This window comes from Adhaeribacter radiodurans (assembly GCF_014075995.1).
In the GTDB taxonomy this organism is placed as follows: domain Bacteria; phylum Bacteroidota; class Bacteroidia; order Cytophagales; family Hymenobacteraceae; genus Adhaeribacter; species Adhaeribacter radiodurans.
In genome coordinates this window covers 489,433-508,624 of record NZ_CP055153.1, presented here as the reverse complement: position 1 = coordinate 508,624, position 19,192 = coordinate 489,433, and the positions used below count along the sequence as shown (strand labels likewise).

The window sequence follows — 19,192 nt, the reverse complement described above, 5'->3', positions numbered from 1 at the left end:
AAATTTAGATATTAATATACTTCAGGAGCAAGTCTAAACGATCCTGATCGTTTTTTTCTTCGGCAACATCCTGGTATTGGGCGGTAATGCGGTAATTAAAGCGCTCGAAAGTGGCAATAATACGTTTTAAGTCGCCGGTATTTATTTTAAGCGTTAACCGGATTCTAAACGGATCCAGCTCATCCGGCGATACATAAGCACTTAGAATTTTGGCATTATTCGTTTCTACTAAACGACTAATTTCAGTAAGCGAATAATCGCGCTCGTTCATACTCAATACCAGTATTCCGCCTTGTCCCTGCATAGCCGACATTTGACCAAAAGCCGAAATAGTATCGTTAACGGTAATAACTCCTAAAAATTCATGTTGCTCATCGAGTACCGGCACTACCTGAATTTTATTTTTAATAGCTGTTTCCATTACATTATAGAAATGCTGGTTGTGCATCACAAATACGTCTTCGTAACCAAACGGTACTGTTTGCAACGATTCGTGCGCTACTTTAGACTCCAGAATATCTTCTTCGGTAATAAGGCCCAGAAATTGACGTAGCTTCACCACCGGGAGTTGGTTCACCCGGAATTCTTCCATCCAGCGTACGGCCTTAGCCGGCGTATCCGACAGCTTCAAGGGTGGAATCATTTGGTTTATAAGCTCTTCTGCAATCATGTGCGTAATTCCTGGTTTTCTGTTTATATACCTGTAACAGAAAAAAGTTACTAATTAGTTTACATACGTATTGTGCACCTATTAAGGATTTCTTTCCAAAAAATTATGCAGGTAATTATTAAAAACTTCTGGCTGCTCCATCATAGGAGCATGCGAGCATTTATCTACAAAATGTAATTCCGAGTTCTTTATCAGTCGATTAAACTCGTGTGCTACATGCGGCGGTGTAATAGTATCGTTTAAGCCCCATATTAAACACGTAGGAACCGTTATCCGGGTTATATCTTTGGTCATATTATGGCGCTGGGCCGATTTAGCCATAGCAATAATCCGGAGAACTTTAGAATTACTATTTGTAATCGAGAACACCTCATCTACTAATTCTTGAGTAGCGGTATTAGGGTCGTAAAAAGTAAATTCTACACGTTCTTTTATATACCCGTAATTCCCTCGCTTCGGGAAAGTACTTCCCATCGAATCTTCAAACAACCCCGAACTACCCGTTAGTACTAACCGTTTTACGCGCGAAATATTGTTTAGGGTATACACCAAAGCAATATGCCCGCCCAGGGAATTTCCTAGTAAGGTAAAGTTATCAAGTTGTTTTAATTTCACAAATTTCTCAATAAAAGCAGTCAGGCCTGGCACACCGGCTTCGCGCAATGGCATCTCGTAAATTGGCATTAAAGGAATAATGATCCGGTAATGCGGCGAAAAAGCATTTATAACGCCACTCCAGTTACTTAATGCGCCAAATAAGCCATGCAACAGCAGTAAAATTTCGCCCTTGCCTTCGTCGATGTACTTAAAATCTCCTTCTTCTTTGATTTCCAAATCCATTGTTTCCGGTAATTCTCATTTGAGGCCGCAGGTAGCCTGTTATTTAATTTCAATATCCGCAATAGTAACCCAATTACGCAGGATATCCAAACCGTAGGTGGTTAAAGCTGCCTCCGGGTGAAACTGCAGTGCATATAAAGGTAATGTTTTGTGCCGGAATGCCATCAGCTCGCCCTTATTTGTGTAAGCCAGTGGCACCATGTGCGGCCCGGGTTCTTGTAATACCAGCGAGTGGTAACGTACTACCGGCATAGTTTGCGGCAACCCTTCAAAAATTGAATCGGGTACACACGTTATTTCCGAAACTTTACCGTGCATGGGTTTACTGCCTTTTACCAAAGTAGCCCCGAAAAATTCGCCTAAAGCTTGGTGTCCCAGACATATTCCTAACATAGGTAATTTAGCATGATAATGTTCTATTACCTGCATTAAAACACCCGCCTCACGCGGCTTACCCGGCCCCGGCGATAAAACTATTGCATTAAAGTTTAATTGTTGAATATCGGCTAAAGGTACATCGTTCCGGATTACCTGCGCCGATACACCTAATTGCCCAAAATAATCCAGCAAATTATACGTAAACGAATCAAAAGAATCCAACAACAAAATCAAACCTTAGAAAATAATTATCTTTTACTTAATGCGGTAACAACGTTATTCACTTAAAATAAGCCTTTTAAAGTGCTCAATAAATATTTAACATAAGGCAGAAAAAAACCCAGCACCTCCAGGGCATATGGGGTAGATTTTACAACAAATGGGTAAACCTCCGACTTCTTTATAGCCTCCTCTGCAATTTTTATATCTGCCAGATTTAAAACGTATAAAAACAAACTTACCCCAAAGCACCATTTTAGTCCGCCTAAAACGCCACCCGCTAAGTTATCGAACATACCCAGTGGGGTAAGATGAACTATTTTTTTAGCTATTATCCCCGCTAGTCGCACTGCCAGAATAATCAGAATAAAAACAACTAAAAAAGTAATAAATGGTAACAAGCCGTACGCTTCGCCAATAAATTCTCGCATTACCGGAATAGTGGCATTTAAAAATTGCAGCCCGAAGATTAGCCCAATAAACCAGGCTACTAACGAAATAACTTCGAGCAGCAATCCTTTCCGGAACCCACTAAAAGCACCATAGGCAATAGGTGCCAGCAAAAACAAATCAAAAGCAGACAACCTTAAAAAATTAAGCGTTGGTATTATTTAATAACTGACTTACCGCCGCTGAAATGGCTTTACCATCGGCTTGACCACTAAGTTCCCGTGCTGCTACTCCCATTACTTTACCCAAGTCCGAAGGTCCGGTAGCCCCTACGCGCTGAATAATCTCTACTAACCGCGCCCGCAAATCACCTTCGTCGAGTTGAGCGGGTAAATACTGTTCAATTACAGCTAACTGTGCTAATTCTACCTGCTCTAAATCCGACCGGTTTTGCTTTGCAAATATTTCAGCCGATTCGCGACGTTGTTTTGCCGCTTTGGTCAATAACTTCAATTCAGCATCGGTAGATAAATTTTCGGAAGCGCCTTTTTCTGTTTCTGCTAACAATATCTGCGATTTTATGCTGCGTAAGGCTTCTAACCGCACTTTATCTTTAGCCAACATGGCTTTCTTGATATCGCCTTCAATCTTTTCTTTTAAACTCATAGTGTCAGATTTTTAGTTTTTCGGATGATTACAGATATTTGAATAAAGACAAAACAATGAAATGCATTTTTGTCAATTAATGATTCTGCAGGGTTAAAATTAAGAAATAAATTTGTATTTAGCCGAAGTGATTCGGTAACACCTGCTAGTGTACCGCCAAAAGCGGAGAGGTATATTTAAAATTAATATCGCAACAACCAGGTCTATTGCTAAGTCCAATGTCTAACACTGAATATCTAACAGCTAAAAATGACTAAATTAAGCGTAAATATAAATAAAATTGCCACCCTTCGGAATGCTCGTGGGGGGAACAGGCCTAACCTAGTACAAAGCGCTTTAGACTGCGAACGTTTTGGTGCGCAAGGCATTACGGTACACCCCCGCCCCGATGAGCGCCATATCCGTTACCAAGATGTATTAGATTTAAAAGAAGTAGTAACCACAGAGTTTAATATTGAAGGTAATCCTACACTTGGTTTTCTGGAATTAGTAAAAAAAGTAAAACCCGAACAAGTTACCTTAGTTCCCGATGCCCCCGATGCCATTACCTCTAATGCTGGCTGGGATACCATTCAGCACCAAAGCTATTTACAGGAAGTTATATCCGATTTAAAAAGTATAGGTACCCGGGTTTCGATTTTTGTAGATCCCATAGTAGAAATGGTAGAAGGTGCAGCTAAAACAGGAACTGACCGCATTGAACTATACACCGAAGCTTACGCCAGTCATTATCACCAAAACCGGGAACAAGCTATTGCTCCTTATGTAAAAGCAGCCGAACGGGCTGTTGCGTTAGGATTGGGAATTAATGCAGGCCATGATTTAGATTTAGATAATTTAAAGTACCTGAAACAAAATCTTCCGGGTTTGCTAGAGGTATCTATTGGTCATGCGCTTATTTGCGATGCCTTGTATTTTGGATTGGAGAATACCATACAACTTTATTTACGTCAGCTTTCTTAATTAATTCCCTTTGATTCAATCCCTCGACATAGATGCTTTTTTAAATTACGCTACTGAGCATAACATACCGGTACTCGATGTACGGGCTCCGAAAGAATTTAACGAAGGCCACATACCTGCCGCCCAGAGTTTGCCTTTATTTACCGACGAGGAAAGAAAACAAGTAGGCACTACTTACAAACAGATTAACAAAGACCAGGCTGTTTTACTTGGGCTAGATTTATTCGGACCGAAAATGTCGGAGATGGTGCGCCAAGCCGAAAAATTAGCTCCTGGTAAAGAAGTAATGCTGCATTGCTGGCGGGGAGGTATGCGTAGTGCCGGAGTAGCCTGGCTTTTAGATTTAGCTGGTTTTAAAGTTAACTTATTACGCGACGGTTATAAAGCTTTCCGCCGATTAGTAAAGCACACTTTTGCTCAACCTATGCCTCTTATGGTAATTGGTGGCCTTACAGGCAGTGGTAAAACCGAGATCCTACAAGAACTTCAAAAACTAGGGGAAAATATTATTGATCTGGAAAAATTAGCGCACCATCGTGGGTCGGCTTTTGGTGGTATTGGCCAGCCAAGCCAGCCATCTGTGGAACAATTTGAAAACGAATTGGGCCTAAATTTACTTCGGTTCCAAACAGCTAATCGTATCTGGCTGGAAGATGAAAACAGTGTGGTTGGACGCCTTAATTTGCCGGTATCGCTTTATAACCAAATGCAGCAAGCGCCTCTTATTAAGCTGGAAATACCTAAAATGGCCCGCATTCAAAAACTTGCTGCTGATTATCGTTCTGCCGATAAAGAATTATTGCAGCAAGCCATCGAACGTATTAAAAAACGTTTGGGAGGTTTAGCCTACAAAGAAGCTTTAACGGCTATTGATACCGGCGACATGGAAAAAATGGTGGAAATAGCATTGGTCTATTACGACAAAGCCTATTCTTACCAACTTGACCTTAAACCAGCCGACAAAATTACAACCGTTGCCTTACCAAAATTTGATCCTCCCGCCAATGCAAGAGAGATTTTGGAGGTAGTTCAAAAGCTTAAAATTCTAAAGTAAATCTAATTTAGTCCAGAATTTTAATGCCAAACTGAAATAAAAAAGACGTATTTACTATTTCTAATATATCTATTTGATAAAACCTACTGCCCAGAATTATTGACACCAGTTTGGCTATGGAGCCCCTGCTGCTGCAAGCATTCCTCAGACAAGGTCTAAGAAAGGAAGGATAGCAAGTGCGAGAGAGCCAAACAAGGCCCGCCGGCCACGTAGCAAACATAGTTGGCTGAACCAACCACATTCGCACTGTAGCTTGGAGAATTGAAAAGGCTCCACAGACAAAATATTATCGTACGGCTTTTATAATTCAATCAGGTATAAGTATACAAAAACACTCTGTTTATAAATTTTAAGAAGGATATTTAAGAGCTATCTTCGTGAGGAATTAAAATTTAACAGATTCTTTTGCTACATACTACTATAACATGCAAAACATCAAATTAACGCAATACAGTCATGGTGCTGGGTGTGGTTGCAAAATTGCACCTAAGGTACTAGATACAATCCTGCATACTACTTTTCAAGCTCCGGAGGATAAGAATCTGCTCGTTGGAAACAGTTCCCGCGACGATGCGGCGGTGTATGCTTTGGGGGATGGTACGGCCATTATTAGTACTACCGATTTTTTTATGCCGATTGTAGACGATGCCTTTGATTTTGGAAAGATTGCTTCAGCCAATGCAATAAGTGATGTTTATGCGATGGGTGGCAAGCCTTTAATGGCAATTGCCGTGCTTGGTTGGTCAGTAAATACCTTACCCGCTGAGGTTGCCCAACGCGTTATTGATGGAAGTCGCGCCATTTGCCACGAAGCGGGCATTCCGTTAGCGGGTGGTCATAGTATTGATAGTCCGGAACCGATTTTTGGTTTGGCAGTAACGGGATTAGTAAACATTGAAAATTTAAAACAAAATAATACCGCTACTGCAGGTTGTGAATTGTATTTAACCAAACCACTTGGGGTAGGAATACTAACCACCGCTCAGAAGAAAGGTATTTTGAAACCCGAACACGCCAGCACTGCCCCACTTCAAATGATGCAGCTAAATATAATTGGAACTGAATTAGGTAAATTACCCGGCGTAAAAGCGTTAACCGATGTAACTGGTTTTGGTTTATTAGGCCACCTTTCGGAAGTTTGTGAAGGCAGCGGCTTACAAGCCACCATTCAATTTTCGGAAGTTCCCCGCTTACCGCAATTGGATGATTACCTGGCGCAAAAATCTGTGCCAGGAGGCACTACGCGAAACTGGGACAGCTACGGTCATAAAATTAGTGCGCTTACCGATTACCAGCGCGCCATTCTCTGCGACCCGCAAACTAGCGGTGGTTTATTAGTGGCTGTTGATCCGGCTAGCCGCGAGGAAGTGCAAGCAGTTTTCCAATCTTACGGCTTAGATTTAAAATCATTCGGCTACTTGCACGTTCCGGATGACTCCGGCACTGTTATCAATGTTGAATAAATAAACCTGGTTCTCCTAAAATTCCGAAAATCAGGTTCAATTAAAAACCACATGGCTTTATACTTAAAACTAATAAAAACCCTGGCAATACTGGTTGGAGGTTTGTATGCACTCCGGTTTTTTATTGGTTTGTTTTCGCGGCGACAGAGTACCTTTACCTTAGATTTTCACCGGCAGTTTTCCCTACTTTTTTGGTCTATCTTATGTTTACTGGTGATAATCCCTTTGCTAAGTGCCCTTATTACCTCTACCCTATTACCTTTAGAATTAATATTTCTTGTAATAGCCTCAACGCTACTATTATCCTTTTCGCTACCGAGCTTTTTCCTGCACATTCAGTATTGGCGCCAAAGCCAGCATTTGCTGGTTGAAGTAGATAAACGCAACGAATCTTTTAAGATCTATAATCTGACGCATAAGCATTTTTACGCCAAGGAAAAGATTATTCATACTACTTACACCCGTTGCCGGTCGAAGCAATATTTTTGGAGCAAGTACGAATACGTAACTTTTGAAATGATTAATGGCGATAAAATTAAAGTTACTTCCCTACTACTTTCATTAGACCAACTTACCCGTTTCTTACCCAGTAATTCAATTCGCACCCAAAACAAAATTATTTGCTGGCTGTAAATTATTTTTAATAGGTTTATCCAACTATCTAATTTTGACTCAATTACAAACAGTAATAACCTTGATATACCTTGATAAATGTAGTCTATCGTTCTGAAAGTAATCAGCCAACCCTCCGCTCATCAATTATTCTGCTTAATAGTGTTTGATAATTGTTATTGCCTCTCCAAATTTACTAATTAACTCAAGTTGCGAGATATAAAAGGGGGTAAAAAAAGTCTGTTCTAACCAAGGCTAAATACGTTTTAAAGTTTGCAAAGACTTAAAATGGACAAGCCATGGAAGAACAGACCATAGCAATATACTGCTTTATTGACGATTTTTTTCGTACCATCGGTCGAAAAGAAGATAGTCATTGTAAAATTTCGGATGCCGAAATACTCACCACTGCTTTACTAGCTGCCCGCTACTTCTATGGAAACTTGCATTCGGCCTGTACCTATATGCAAGAACACCAAGGCGTACAGATGATCGATAAATCCGGCTTTATCCGCCGCTTACATAGTCTGCAGCAGCAACTGTTAGCCTTGTTCACCGCTTTAAGTCAAAGCCTCAAGCAACTCAATACCGGCAGTCGCTATCTGATCGATTCTTTTCCGGTAGCCGTTTGTGACAATATTCGTATTCCCCGCTCGCACCTTTTACAAGGAGCAGCTTACCGCGGTAAGAACGTGAGCAAAAGGCGTTATTTTTATGGCTTTAAGGTGCAAGTTATTACCACCGAAGCAGGCCTACCAGTTGAGTTTTACATCCACGCCGGCTCCTTTGCTGATATCACGGCCTTTCAGGCCATGGCGGTAGATCTGCCCGATCATAGTCACCTGTACGCCGATAGTGCTTACACCTGCTATGAACTGGAAGATCTTTTCAGCGAATGCGAACAAGTCCAGCTGCAAGTCTGCCGCAAGTCCAACAGCAAAAGAAAAGATGAGCCCTATCAGGCTTTTTTGAAAAACTATTATCGCAAACGCATCGAAACTACCTTTAGCGGTATCACTAATTTCTTCCCTAAGAAGATTCATGCCGTCACTGCTCAAGGATTTATACTCAAAATAATGCTCTTTATTTTCGCTTATACCCTCAACCTAGTAGTTTCATAGCTCGCAACTTAAGTTAATTACTTGAATATGGCAGATTCATTAGATATTTTATCAATTATAAGCTTTAATAAAAAAGCCCTTGAACTACTTCAAGGGCTTTTTAGCACTATAAACAGTGTAAGTTTTTCACTTTATTCTGTTCCGCCATCCCACCACACTTTAGTAGTGTAGGTATCTGGTTTGGTTGCACCAGTAGCGTAATTTTGATTACCGGCCGCTTCCGTAGATGGATATTTTAAACGTACCGGAATAGTACCATTAGTAACATTACCTTGATAATTAACCGGAGTTAACTGCGGATACTCGGTTCTTCTCCAGTCAGACCAGGCTTCCCACCAGTTAAAGAATTTATTCACCCACAATTGCTCATAAATCATTGGTAAAGCTCCTTTAGCTGAACCATATGGATAGGCAGCGAGGTAAGTAGCAACCTGAGCATCCGATACGATTAAAGAAGCATCATAAGGAGTATACATTTGCATAGAAGCTTTTACGCCAGCATTGTAATGCTCCGCAGCTGTTCCAGTAATGCCAGAGCCAATTCCTCTTTCCAGCGCTTCGGCCAACAGCAATTCTACTTCACCGTAGTTCATAATCATATACGGATCATCTAATTGCAGCATTAAGAAGTTAATACGCGAATAGGTTTTAGCCTGATCTACCGGACCGCCTTCTAAAGCATCCAATCCACTCTGATCTAAACCATTTGGCATACCTTTTTGAGCTAGTGGGTCGGTGTTAATAGGTTTCCACTCAGCAGCTGACCAATCAGCAATACCCCCGCTCAAAATCATTAACCGCGGATCATCATCGGCAACTGAATTTTGGTTAGTACCTTTTAGAAAATCTACCAGAGTTTTACTCAAGTAAGAAGGCTGCCCACCATCGCCCGGATAAAAAGCCCGAGAAATACCGTTTTGGTTTATCCACTGGCTTGGTCCGGTTCCCATTTTTACCCAAACGTTATCCGCGTTACTGGTAAACACGCCACCGGCTACGGCTTTGGTCACGTATTGCTTAGATAATTCAGGTGCTACGTTTGAGATCCGCATGGCTAATCGGAGCATTAGAGAGTTACCCCATCTTTTCCATTTAGCAACATCGCCTTCATAAATAAAATCAGCTTTAGCAAATCCTTCGTCCGGATTAGTAGCACTTAGAGCGGTAGAAGCTTCATCTAACTCCTTCAATAAGTCGGCGTAAATAGCCGATTGCTTATCATACTTGGGAAAGAAAATACCTTCCATACCCTGGTTAGCTTCAAAGTACGGAACATTACCGTAAAAGTCAGTTAACCGGTGAAAGCTAAATGCTCTGACAATCCGAGCTGCGTTACGCATATTCTGATATTTACCTTCGGCAAATCCGCCTGGGCCAGTTTGCTTCAGAATTTCAGCAATATTTTTTAACTGGTCGTTATAGGTAAATTCAAAAGGCGCAGAAGCAGTCTCGAAATTATCCTGATATTTATCACCAGGGGCAATACCGCCGCCTGCATTCGCTAAATGCTGAATAGCGTAAGCAGTCATCCCAATATTAGTTCGCCAATCGATAAACCGGTTATCGCCGGCTGATCCGTTAGAGGCAATACCTAACTCTGAAGCGGTAAAAAGGTAATTTAAATCAATTTGATTTACGGCTTGTGGGTTCACATTTAAATTATGCAACTCATCCGTATCACAACCGGCTAAGGGAACTACCAGCCCCATCGTACCTAAAATAATTTTATGTATGTATTTCATTTTTGTTTTTACTTTTTAGTTCATCAAAATCCTACCCGCAGATTGAAGCCGTAACTACGTGACCGTGGCATACCGAAGTAATCCAAACCTTGGCCGTTACCGCTGGAATAGCTAGACTCTGGATCGATATTATCGGTTTTCTTCCAGAGAATGGCCAGGTTACGACCTACAAAAGATAAGCTCAAGCTCTGGAAAGGAGTCTTTTTCAGGATAGCTTGCGGGAAGTTGTAGCCAAAAGTTAACTGACGAAGTTTCGCAAAAGAAGCATCGTACACAAAGCGGTCCTGGGCTCTTTCGCCTAATTGGCTCCAGTAATTCTGAGCTTCTTGTGGACTAAGTGTTTTTGAGAATTGCTCGTAGATAGGATTACCACCTGTATCCGTACCATTCTGGGTAACACCTGAAACGGTTAATGGAGCTTCTCCTTCTCGTCCTTGCAATGATTGTTTATGTAAGCCCCATTGGGTTAAACGCACGTTAGTACCAGAATAAATATCACCTCCTAATTTAAAATCTACCAGCACACCTAAGTTGAAGTTTTTGAAGGAGAAAGTGTTGTTAAAACCACCGGTCCAATCGGCTAAGCCGTTACCAATAATCTCCATCTCATCAGATTGTACCGGAGCACCATTTGGTTCAAATACTAACTGGCCATCAGGTGATTTCTTTTGCACCCAACCAGTTAACTCACCGAAAGGCTGACCCACAATATGTTTAACAAAAACAGTACGGGTGCGAGGCTCTTCTACAATTAGTTCGTCGTTACCTTCAATTAACTTAATTACTTTATTGCGGTTACGGGCAAAGTTTAAAGAAGCATCCCAGGTAAAGGCTCCTCTTACTGGAGTAGCATTTAATAACACCTCAATGCCTTTATTTTCCAATTCACCTACGTTAACTAAAGTAGAACCAAAGCCAGATGCCCGGGAAATAGTAGCATTTAAGATATCGTTGGTAGTTTTTTGATGATAATAGGTAAACTCTAAACCTAACCGATCTTGTAAAAAGCGCAAATCAGTACCTAATTCAATCTCAGTGGATGTTAAAGGTAAAAGGTCTGGGTTTGGAATTGAACCGTTGCTACCACCCGCAGTGGAGAAAGAAGCCATTGGCCGGCCTAAGTGGGTAGCGCCTAATAAAGAGTAGGTATTATTAGTTTGGTATGGTCCTACGGTTACGTTACCTACCTGAGCCCAGGAAGCCCGCACTTTACCAAAACTTAACCACTGTGGCAAAGTAGAGAACGCATCGGTAAATACAAAGCTGGCGCCAATAGATGGATAGGTAATATCGTTAATATTAGGATTCAAAACCGAGAACCAATCTTTACGCATAGTTCCAGTTAAATACAGAAATTGATTAAAGCTAATTTCTGCGGAAGCAAATAAAGAGTTAATGCCTGATTCAGAGTAGCCAAAGTCGTAAGTACGGGTAGCAGAGTTATTAATAAAGTGCTCGAAAGGAACGTTAAAGCCGTTACCATTTAAGTTAAGCCGCTCACTATTCCGACGCATGCGGTTAGCACCAACAAAAGCATTCACTCCAATCTTGCCAAAGGTTTTATCAAATCCTAAAATAGATTCCATGTTAATTTCCCTTACCCGGTCTTCGCCTTCGTTCATAGAACCACCACGGGTATGACCCGTTCCTTGGGGTACAATTTGCTGATCTCTTCTGGTGAACCAGTCCATACCGGCCCGACCCGAAATGTATAAATAATCAGTCAGGTTATACCGCAACTGCGCCGAAGGAATAATCCGGTCGCGCACATCATCTACGGATACTTGGTAGGCTACCCAATATGGGTTTTGTCCCCATGGGTTGTTCGATTGTTGAAACTCTTCGCCTACTGATTTGCCCCAAATACTTAATAGTGCAGGATCGGTATTAGCCGGAATGGCACCTAATTTACTTGGATCGCCTTTATAATCTAACACATTATGGTTACCAGGCATCCGGTAGATAGATTGGAAGGCATTATTTGGTGAGTCAGATAACCAAGGGCGGTTATCTGCATCTTCGTGCGAATACAATATTTTAGCATTGAAAGTAAGGTTTTTACCAAACTTACCATCGGTAGCTAAAGACATATTTAAACGATCGAAACCAGAGTTAGGCATAGTAGATTTACTACGCAAGTCAGAAACGGAAAAACGAAAAGTTTGATTTTCGCCGCCGCCGGTTAAAGAAAGCGTATTTGTCCAGGCAGTACCCGTTTCATAAAAACGTTTCCAATTATCACCAGTATAAGAATAAGGGCGGGTTACACCATCAAACTGCATAACCTGGCTGCCATCGAAACGTGGTCCCCAGGAAACATCGCCCCAGTTATACGCTTGCTGCGCGCTGGTTGGTTTAGAAGCCACAAACGGAGAAGTCGGGTCGTTGGGATTAGACCGTACGTAATTACCACTGCCGAAGTCTTTTTGTAAATCAGTTAAGTTATTAATACTTTCCATTACAAAGTTAGAGTTGTATTCAACTCCAATACCTTTTCTCTTAGAACCTTTTTTAGTAGTAATGTTAATAACACCATTAGCTGCTCTGGCTCCGTAAAGGGCGGCGGCACTGGCACCTTTTAATACCGTCATGGATTCAATATCATCGGGGTTAATACTGGCCATACCATCACCCCGGTCAACACCGCCCCAAACTCCGGCCTGACCAAAGTTCGAGTTGTCCATTGGAATACCATCCACTACGTAGAGGGGCTGGTTGTTGCCCTGTAAAGATTTATTACCCCGGATTACTACTCGCGAAGATCCGGCTGGACCAGATGCAACTCCACTTACGTTTACCCCGGCTACTCTACCAGAAAGAGCATTAGATAAGTTATTTTCCCGGGCTTGGGTTAAATTTTCGCCGCCTACTTCCGTTACCGAATAACCTAAGGCTTTTTTCTCCCGCTGAATACCTAATGCGGTAACTACTACTTCGTTTAATTGCTTGGTATCCGCTTCCAGAGTTATATTAATCGTTGCCTGATTGTTAATCGGAACAGTTCTTGAATTATATCCAATATAAGAGAAAACCAAGGTGCCTGTAGCAGGTGCCTGTAACGAATAATCGCCATTAACATCCGTTGTAGTTCCTTGTGAGGTTCCTTGCACAACAATACTCACCCCTGGTAAGGCCTCGTTGCCGGCGCCCGTAACCCTTCCTTTAATAGGAATTTGCGCACTCACTGTCATAGTTAGCCAGCAAGTCGTAAGAAATAGAAAAAGTAACTTTTTTTTCATTGGTTGAATAAATTGGTTGAAAATTAAAAATACTTAAGTAGTAGTGTAATCAAGTGTATTCCAGTAAAGCGGAATTCTACCATTTAAAACAATGGTCATAAGTAGCGCAAAATTCTTATAGATAAAAGGTGGTGTATATGATATAAATTTAATATTTATTTTTACATATAAAATAGAACTTTATAAAATTTCGATAATTTATTGTACTATGAAGCTTTACTTAAAAACTATTTAAATACAGTATATAATAATTATAACTTTCCTAATTATGGAAGCAAGTTCTACAACTAAAATATTTTCATATTTTAAGGACAAAATAGCATTTATTAAATAACTCACTTACAACCAGCTATTTATATTTTCCTAATAAATTAGCACCTTGTCTTTAAGCAGTGATATTATACCAGAGCAGGCTCAAAGTAAAATATACTCTTTATTACTCTATTTTTATCTGATTTAAATAGAAAGGAATAGGCAATGTTATACAGAATATGGATTTCTGCTGCTTTTTATCTTTATCGTTACTATTTAAAGAAGCAAAATTTCTTATTCGGTTTATCAACCAACAAAAAGCAAAATAACAGAACGAGCCTTCTACTTTTGCTTCCATACTATTGAAGAAAGGATAGGGAAATTAGAAAGAGCATTAATCAATGAACTAAATAGTATAATTTATTAGATTAAACCGGTGAGTATAAAACGGTTTTTAGTAATATCCAGACGAAGCGATAATTTACTTACTGATAAAAGCCTAATTTTAAACTCTGTTAGTAGGTTGAAGAAAAAAGAAACTTACTATTTGTCTGGCTTTATTTTCTGTAATACAAACTGCCCAATTTGTTGCCCTTGTATAAAACCATTATCTACCGCATCCCGGTAGTGAATGCCTCCGTAAAGTCGAGAAATAGCGGCTTCTTGAGCAGCCTGTTGAAAAGAACTAAATTTGCGGGCAGGCAGGCCAAACTCTACTTCTACTGTATCATTATAAGCAAAATTTTCACCGGCTAAGGCCGTTAACACCAGTGCCACCGCCGACGATACCACGCTGTGCCCACTGGTATATTCCGGAAAGGGCGGAGTTTGCAGCAAAGAGCGCCAATCTTTATCAATTTGGGTATTAATAAAAGTTTCTGGCCTTATTCGATTGCTCCGGTATTTCTCGTTCCAGCAAGAAATAAAAGCATCCGACATGGTAAGCCCCACTACTGTATGCCAACGAACGGTTTCGGCTAAGGAAAGCTGCTTTTGCATACAGGCAATCCCGGTAATTCCCATCCAATGCCCACCGGGAGAAATTTTCTTCTTTCCGTAACTAACGTGCCCTTGCAATACCAGGAAAAATGGATTACAGTCCCAGAAGTTGGCAATATTCTTTTGCTCCTGATTCAGATTACGGGTAACATCGTATACTTCATTAGCTAAGTTATAGAAAGGAGTACCCACCTGTTTATTAAAAGGTACAGCCGGCAATGGCTTAAACTGAGCCGCACTATCTAACAGGAAAGGTCGTAAACTGCCCCAGTACGGTTCGTAAGCTTCCAGGTAGCCGGGAGGAGTAGGTTGCCAGTTTTGTGCTTCTTTAAGTGGCGTATACCGCATATACCCGGTAGTTTTTAAGTAACCATCTTTAGCAGCATACCGCATTAATTGTTTTACAATCAGATCTGCGTAAGCAGTAGAGTTAGTAATTATTTCTTTGTTTAAACGATACTTAGAACCAGCTTCATCTATTAAATTCTTACGCGCTTCTTCGAGCAAATAACCAGAAGGCAATAATTCTTCCCCCATCCGGAGCAGCGCGTATAAACTGGAAAAATTAACATCAATGGTTTGATTAGGAGTAGCAACAGGTATTTCCGGGTAATCGCGCAGCATGCCTTGGTAAGCAACATAATTTGCAGGATTAGCTAGTTGCCGTTGAACTTCATAGGCGGCTAAATTAGCATAGGCATAGTACCGGGCGGCCGCACAAGGTCCGGTCACGTCTCGTACCATTATGTCGGTTAATTTCTTTACCGTTTGTACGTAGTTCCTGGCAGCGGCCGGGTAAGCAGGTGTTCCCGCTTTGCTAACAGCTGCATTTAGTAAAGCAGTTAAAAATAAAAGTAAAGTAAGCTGCTTCATAAACCGGGCGCATTTAGTAAATAACTCTGGACAGTTTGGTTATTCCGGCCAAATAGCAGGAAGGTAGCACCGCCTTTTTTAATCACCGCAATATCCCGCACATCGCCTTTTACCTGTAAGCCACTTTGCCATTGCGGCACATAGGTAAATTGCAGCTTGCCGGTATTACGCAATACCATACCGTAATTAGCATCCATTTTGCCAATTTTTAATCGTGAGTACGATTGATTACCGCCTAATATAATATCTTTCAATCCATCCTGGTCTACATCCAAAAAAGCAATCGCGTAAACCGGTGCAAACTGCGCTTCGGCAGGTAAATCATGCGAAGTAAAAGTTCCATCGCCTCTATTTTCCAACAGAACCGAATTAAAATTAACGGCTTTTAATGTCTTAGCCTGACTTAATTGTTCGGGCGTTAAAATATTGGTTAAAGTAGCATCGGCATAAGCCTGATAACTGGTAAATTTCTTCCGCAACGGAATCATTTGGTTAAGAGCTTCGTCGCGGGTTACCAATGGGTAGGAGTTTCCTTGAATGTAATAGCAAACAAAAGGATCAATTGATTCATTCTGGTCAAAGTCGCCGTACACTACAGTAACCGGTTCTTTCTCGGAAGGCTTTAATTGCGTATTCTGCCCGAAATTTCCGGCTATAATATCTAAATCGCCATCTTTGTCTAAATCTTCTAAAGCTAAACGGTTCCACCAACCATTGGTATTTGCTCCGGTTATGGCTGTCTCCGCCTGCTTTAATACACCTTTTTGATTTAGTAAAACCGTAATGGGCATCCATTCCCCGGCAATAACTAAATCAGGCCAGCTATCTTTATTTACGTCCAGCGAAACAGCACTGGTTACCAGACCCATTTTTTCCAGGAAAGGCGCCAATTGAGCAGTTCCTTCAGTAAATTTTCCTTTACCATCATTTAGTAAAATACGACTGGTGGCCGGCTCCGGATATTTGCCCGGAATGACTCTGCCACCCACAAACAAATCTAAATCGCCGTCTTTATCAATATCTAAAGCAGTTACACAAGCATCGCTGCTGCTTTCGTAAGGAATATTATCTTTGGCGCGGGTAAAGGTTCCGGTACCATTGTTCAGGTATAACCGATCTTGCAAAAGCATGTCTTTCTCCATGTAAGCAAAGCCACCACTTACCACGTATAAATCCTGATCGCCATCTTTATCAGCATCCAAGAACAACGCACCCGTATCTTCGCACATAAAATCGGTGTTAAAATCAGCCTGAGGCGAGACTTTCCAGGTGCCATTTTTTTGTTGTAACAATAAAGTACCCGCTTGACCTTTGGCTCCGGCCGCATAAATATCTACTAAACCATCGCTGTTAACATCTGCCTGCGCCAAATGCGGTCCTTGGTAAGAAAGCATATTGGGCATAAGCGACTGGCGTTTGAAATCGTTGTAATCATCTTCGTAATGCTCAAAAGGAATAGTATCCTTACTTACCATAGTAAACAAAGACTTCATCCGAGTAATTGGTTTCCAGGTTTTACCAGCCGCTTGGGGCTCTAAAACTACTTTTTGATTGATTTTTACTTGGCTTAGTGTCTGCATTTTACTATCTGGCCAAACTACTCGCACGCTATCTACCTGGTTTATAGCTCCCAAACCAAAATGCAAAGGCATGTACATGCTGGATTGAAAGCCACGGGAAGGATAAAACTCCTGGTACTGAGAATTACCTTTAGTAAATACCCAAACTTTGGCACCTAATGATTTGGCCGGCAGCCCAGTTCCTAATTGTACTTGCAAGTAATTATTGTTAGCCGAACGAGCCTCGTTCCGATAGAGAGCAACTTCTTTATTAACGTTATTAGTAATAATTTCCAGGTCGCCGTCATTGTCTAAATCGGCGTAAACGGCACCGTTCGAAAGAAAAGCCTGATCGAAGCCCCATTCTTTTACTTTATTCTGAAACCCTAAGCGGCCATTATTCCGGAAAATATAGTTTTGGGTAGCCGTAGAAGGCATTTGCTTCAGAATGTCCATTAGGGCAGTGGGGTTACCCTGGTCTTCTTTCATTTTCTGGTCCGCGTAATACTTCATGAAGTCCATATTGGTGTAATCGCGGAGGTAGCCGTTGGTAATAAACAAATCTTTCCAGCCATCGTTATCAAAATCAGCCACTAAAGGAGTCCAACTCCAATCGGTATTCGATACGCCTGCCAGTTGCCCAATCTCACTGAAAGTTCCATCGCCGTTGTTGAGTTGCAGCATATTGCGCATAATCTGGTGATAGAACCCGTTTTTAAGCATATTATAATAGGTCTCGTAGTTTTCCGGCCCGTATAATAGTTTTTGCCGGTGGTTGTCGGCAGGCAGCATGTCCAGGGTAAAAATATCCGGCAAACCATCATTATTTATATCGGCAATTTCGTTGCCCATCGAAAAATAACTCAGGTGACCTATAGATTGCTCTAACTTATCGGTGAAAGTTCCGTTGCCGTTGTTCAGGTAAAGATAATCCTGTTCAATGTAATCGTTCGACACGTAAATATCGGGCCAGCCATCCAGGTTTACATCCGCAATTGCAATGCCCAACCCAAAACCAATGGGGTTACCTTTAATACCGGCGTTAGCGCTTACATCTACAAACTTACCGTTATCGTTCCGCAGAAGGCGGTCGCCGGCAAATTCATCGCGCATGGCTTTCACGGCAGCCGCGTCGAAGCGTTTAAAATCTTTTATGTTATGATTCAGTGAATAACAGTCCAGATCGCCGTCTTTGTCGTAATCGAAGAAAACAGCTTGGGTGCTATGGGTGGGTAAATCTAAGCCGTATTCAGCAGCTTTTTCAGTGAAAGTAAGATTTTGGTTATTGATAAACAGTTTATTGCGCCGATCTTTTGGTTCACCGTTGCCGGAGTAGCAAACGTAAATATCCAGCCAACCATCTTTATTAAGATCAACCAGGGTAACGCCGGTCTTCCAGCCTCTACCTTTATTAATTCCGGCTTGCGCCGTAACATCTTTAAACTGCAGGTTACCTTGATTTAGATACAGCCGATCTGCCCCCATATTACCTGTAAAATACAAATCGGGAAGCCCATCGTTATTGAGATCGCCTACCGCCACTCCTCCCCCGTTATAGAAATATTCGTAGGCCAGCACATTAGCCGATTCCGACTCAATAAGTTTATTAACAAACTGAATACCGGTTTGCTTTGGATTAAGCAGAGTAAACTGGGCTCTGGCATTTGGCCCACAAAAAACGAACAGCAAACAAAAAGAAATTAACCAAAAGTATTTTAGAGAGTTTAGCTGCTGACTACTAGAACGGGTAGATGGATGGATGCGTTTTAAGGTAAATATTTTTGCTTTCACTTCTGCTACTACATTATACTCAAATCATTTAAAGTAAAAATGAGGTTATTTCTGATACCAGACCAGGTTCTCTATATTACTTCATACAAGATACTCAATCTATTTCATTTTCAGAAAATAAATATTTATTCCCCAGAAACTTCAATTAAAAAGTAAAAGTTTAAACCCGATAAAATTACTTTTATAAGAAAGGCGGATACAACCACTTGGCCAAATATTCTAAATTTTTGAAGGATTAAAAATGAGCTTAAAATAGAACACTGTGTGCTATTTTAGGAAGCTGCTATTAGGTTTAGGAAGATTAATAAAAAATTTAATACGCTGGTTTAAAATTTGGATATAGCATAATTTACTAAAACCT

At 41.0% G+C, this 19,192-nt stretch carries 14 protein-coding genes; 5 read left to right on the top strand and 9 right to left on the bottom strand.

Annotated features, from left to right (window positions below; translation table 11 throughout):
* Nucleotides 1-4: 4 nt before the first annotated feature.
* The 5 genes from HUW48_RS02615 to HUW48_RS02595 all read right to left on the bottom strand — a co-directional run bounded on the left by HUW48_RS02615 (nt 5) and on the right by HUW48_RS02595 (nt 3,163).
* Nucleotides 5-670 carry a CBS domain-containing protein gene (locus tag HUW48_RS02615; RefSeq protein ID WP_182414192.1) on the bottom strand — a complete coding sequence of 222 codons (666 nt, stop codon included), beginning with the start codon at nt 668-670 and terminating at the stop codon, nt 5-7.
* A gap of 81 nt (nt 671-751) precedes the next feature.
* The gene (locus HUW48_RS02610) at nt 752-1,510 is read right to left on the bottom strand and encodes an alpha/beta fold hydrolase (protein ID WP_182414191.1); all 759 of its coding nucleotides are present in this window, start codon (nt 1,508-1,510) and stop codon (nt 752-754) included.
* A 39-nt stretch (nt 1,511-1,549) separates the two neighbouring features.
* Nucleotides 1,550-2,113 (bottom strand): anthranilate synthase component II, encoded by a 564-nt coding sequence (locus HUW48_RS02605; RefSeq protein WP_317173750.1) that lies wholly within the window; start codon nt 2,111-2,113, stop codon nt 1,550-1,552.
* Between the two features lie 59 nt (nt 2,114-2,172).
* Nucleotides 2,173-2,691, bottom strand: coding sequence for a CvpA family protein (locus HUW48_RS02600; protein ID WP_182414189.1), 519 nt, complete (start codon nt 2,689-2,691; stop codon nt 2,173-2,175).
* A 10-nt stretch (nt 2,692-2,701) separates the two neighbouring features.
* A complete protein-coding gene (locus HUW48_RS02595; protein ID WP_182414188.1) occupies nt 2,702-3,163 on the bottom strand; it encodes a GatB/YqeY domain-containing protein in 462 nt (153 codons plus the stop codon).
* 249 nt (nt 3,164-3,412) lie between these two features.
* Here HUW48_RS02595 and HUW48_RS02590 point away from each other — a divergent pair, with 249 nt between their 5' ends.
* From HUW48_RS02590 to HUW48_RS02570, 5 genes are all read left to right on the top strand, one after another.
* Complete coding sequence (locus HUW48_RS02590; RefSeq protein WP_182414187.1) at nt 3,413-4,126, top strand: pyridoxine 5'-phosphate synthase; 714 nt, start codon at nt 3,413-3,415, stop codon at nt 4,124-4,126.
* A 10-nt stretch (nt 4,127-4,136) separates the two neighbouring features.
* Entirely contained in the window at nt 4,137-5,180 is a 1,044-nt protein-coding gene (mnmH, locus tag HUW48_RS02585) for a tRNA 2-selenouridine(34) synthase MnmH (RefSeq protein ID WP_182414186.1), read from the top strand.
* A gap of 425 nt (nt 5,181-5,605) precedes the next feature.
* Nucleotides 5,606-6,643 (top strand): selenide, water dikinase SelD, encoded by a 1,038-nt coding sequence (selD, locus tag HUW48_RS02580; RefSeq protein ID WP_182414185.1) that lies wholly within the window; start codon nt 5,606-5,608, stop codon nt 6,641-6,643.
* Nucleotides 6,644-6,694: 51 nt separating this feature from the next.
* A complete protein-coding gene (locus HUW48_RS02575) occupies nt 6,695-7,276 on the top strand; it encodes a hypothetical protein (RefSeq protein ID WP_182414184.1) in 582 nt (193 codons plus the stop codon).
* A gap of 278 nt (nt 7,277-7,554) precedes the next feature.
* Nucleotides 7,555-8,376, top strand: coding sequence for an IS982 family transposase (locus HUW48_RS02570; protein WP_182414183.1), 822 nt, complete (start codon nt 7,555-7,557; stop codon nt 8,374-8,376).
* Between the two features lie 131 nt (nt 8,377-8,507).
* Here the strand turns inward: HUW48_RS02570 and HUW48_RS02565 are convergent, their stop codons facing one another.
* From HUW48_RS02565 to HUW48_RS02550, 4 genes are all read right to left on the bottom strand, one after another.
* Entirely contained in the window at nt 8,508-10,118 is a 1,611-nt protein-coding gene (locus HUW48_RS02565; RefSeq protein ID WP_182414182.1) for a SusD/RagB family nutrient-binding outer membrane lipoprotein, read from the bottom strand.
* Nucleotides 10,119-10,141: 23 nt separating this feature from the next.
* A complete protein-coding gene (locus tag HUW48_RS02560; protein ID WP_246343667.1) occupies nt 10,142-13,309 on the bottom strand; it encodes a SusC/RagA family TonB-linked outer membrane protein in 3,168 nt (1,055 codons plus the stop codon).
* A gap of 843 nt (nt 13,310-14,152) precedes the next feature.
* The gene (locus HUW48_RS02555) at nt 14,153-15,481 is read right to left on the bottom strand and encodes a vanadium-dependent haloperoxidase (protein ID WP_182414180.1); all 1,329 of its coding nucleotides are present in this window, start codon (nt 15,479-15,481) and stop codon (nt 14,153-14,155) included.
* Nucleotides 15,478-18,831 carry a VCBS repeat-containing protein gene (locus HUW48_RS02550; protein ID WP_246343665.1) on the bottom strand — a complete coding sequence of 1,118 codons (3,354 nt, stop codon included), beginning with the start codon at nt 18,829-18,831 and terminating at the stop codon, nt 15,478-15,480. Before HUW48_RS02550 ends, HUW48_RS02555 begins: the two co-directional genes overlap by 4 nt.
* Nucleotides 18,832-19,192: the final 361 nt, after the last annotated feature.

Bases quoted from the DNA above. Each gene is read 5' to 3' on its own strand.
- HUW48_RS02615 (WP_182414192.1), bottom strand. From the start codon at position 670: ATGATTGCAGAAGAGCTTATAAACCAAATGATTCCACCCTTGAAGCTG.
- HUW48_RS02555 (WP_182414180.1), bottom strand. From the start codon at position 15,481: ATGAAGCAGCTTACTTTACTTTTATTTTTAACTGCTTTACTAAATGCA.
- selD (WP_182414185.1), top strand. From the start codon at position 5,606: ATGCAAAACATCAAATTAACGCAATACAGTCATGGTGCTGGGTGTGGT.
- HUW48_RS02610 (WP_182414191.1), bottom strand. From the start codon at position 1,510: ATGGATTTGGAAATCAAAGAAGAAGGAGATTTTAAGTACATCGACGAA.
- HUW48_RS02560 (WP_246343667.1), bottom strand. From the start codon at position 13,309: ATGACAGTGAGTGCGCAAATTCCTATTAAAGGAAGGGTTACGGGCGCC.
- HUW48_RS02575 (WP_182414184.1), top strand. From the start codon at position 6,695: ATGGCTTTATACTTAAAACTAATAAAAACCCTGGCAATACTGGTTGGA.
- HUW48_RS02590 (WP_182414187.1), top strand. From the start codon at position 3,413: ATGACTAAATTAAGCGTAAATATAAATAAAATTGCCACCCTTCGGAAT.
- HUW48_RS02570 (WP_182414183.1), top strand. From the start codon at position 7,555: ATGGAAGAACAGACCATAGCAATATACTGCTTTATTGACGATTTTTTT.
- HUW48_RS02595 (WP_182414188.1), bottom strand. From the start codon at position 3,163: ATGAGTTTAAAAGAAAAGATTGAAGGCGATATCAAGAAAGCCATGTTG.
- HUW48_RS02565 (WP_182414182.1), bottom strand. From the start codon at position 10,118: ATGAAATACATACATAAAATTATTTTAGGTACGATGGGGCTGGTAGTT.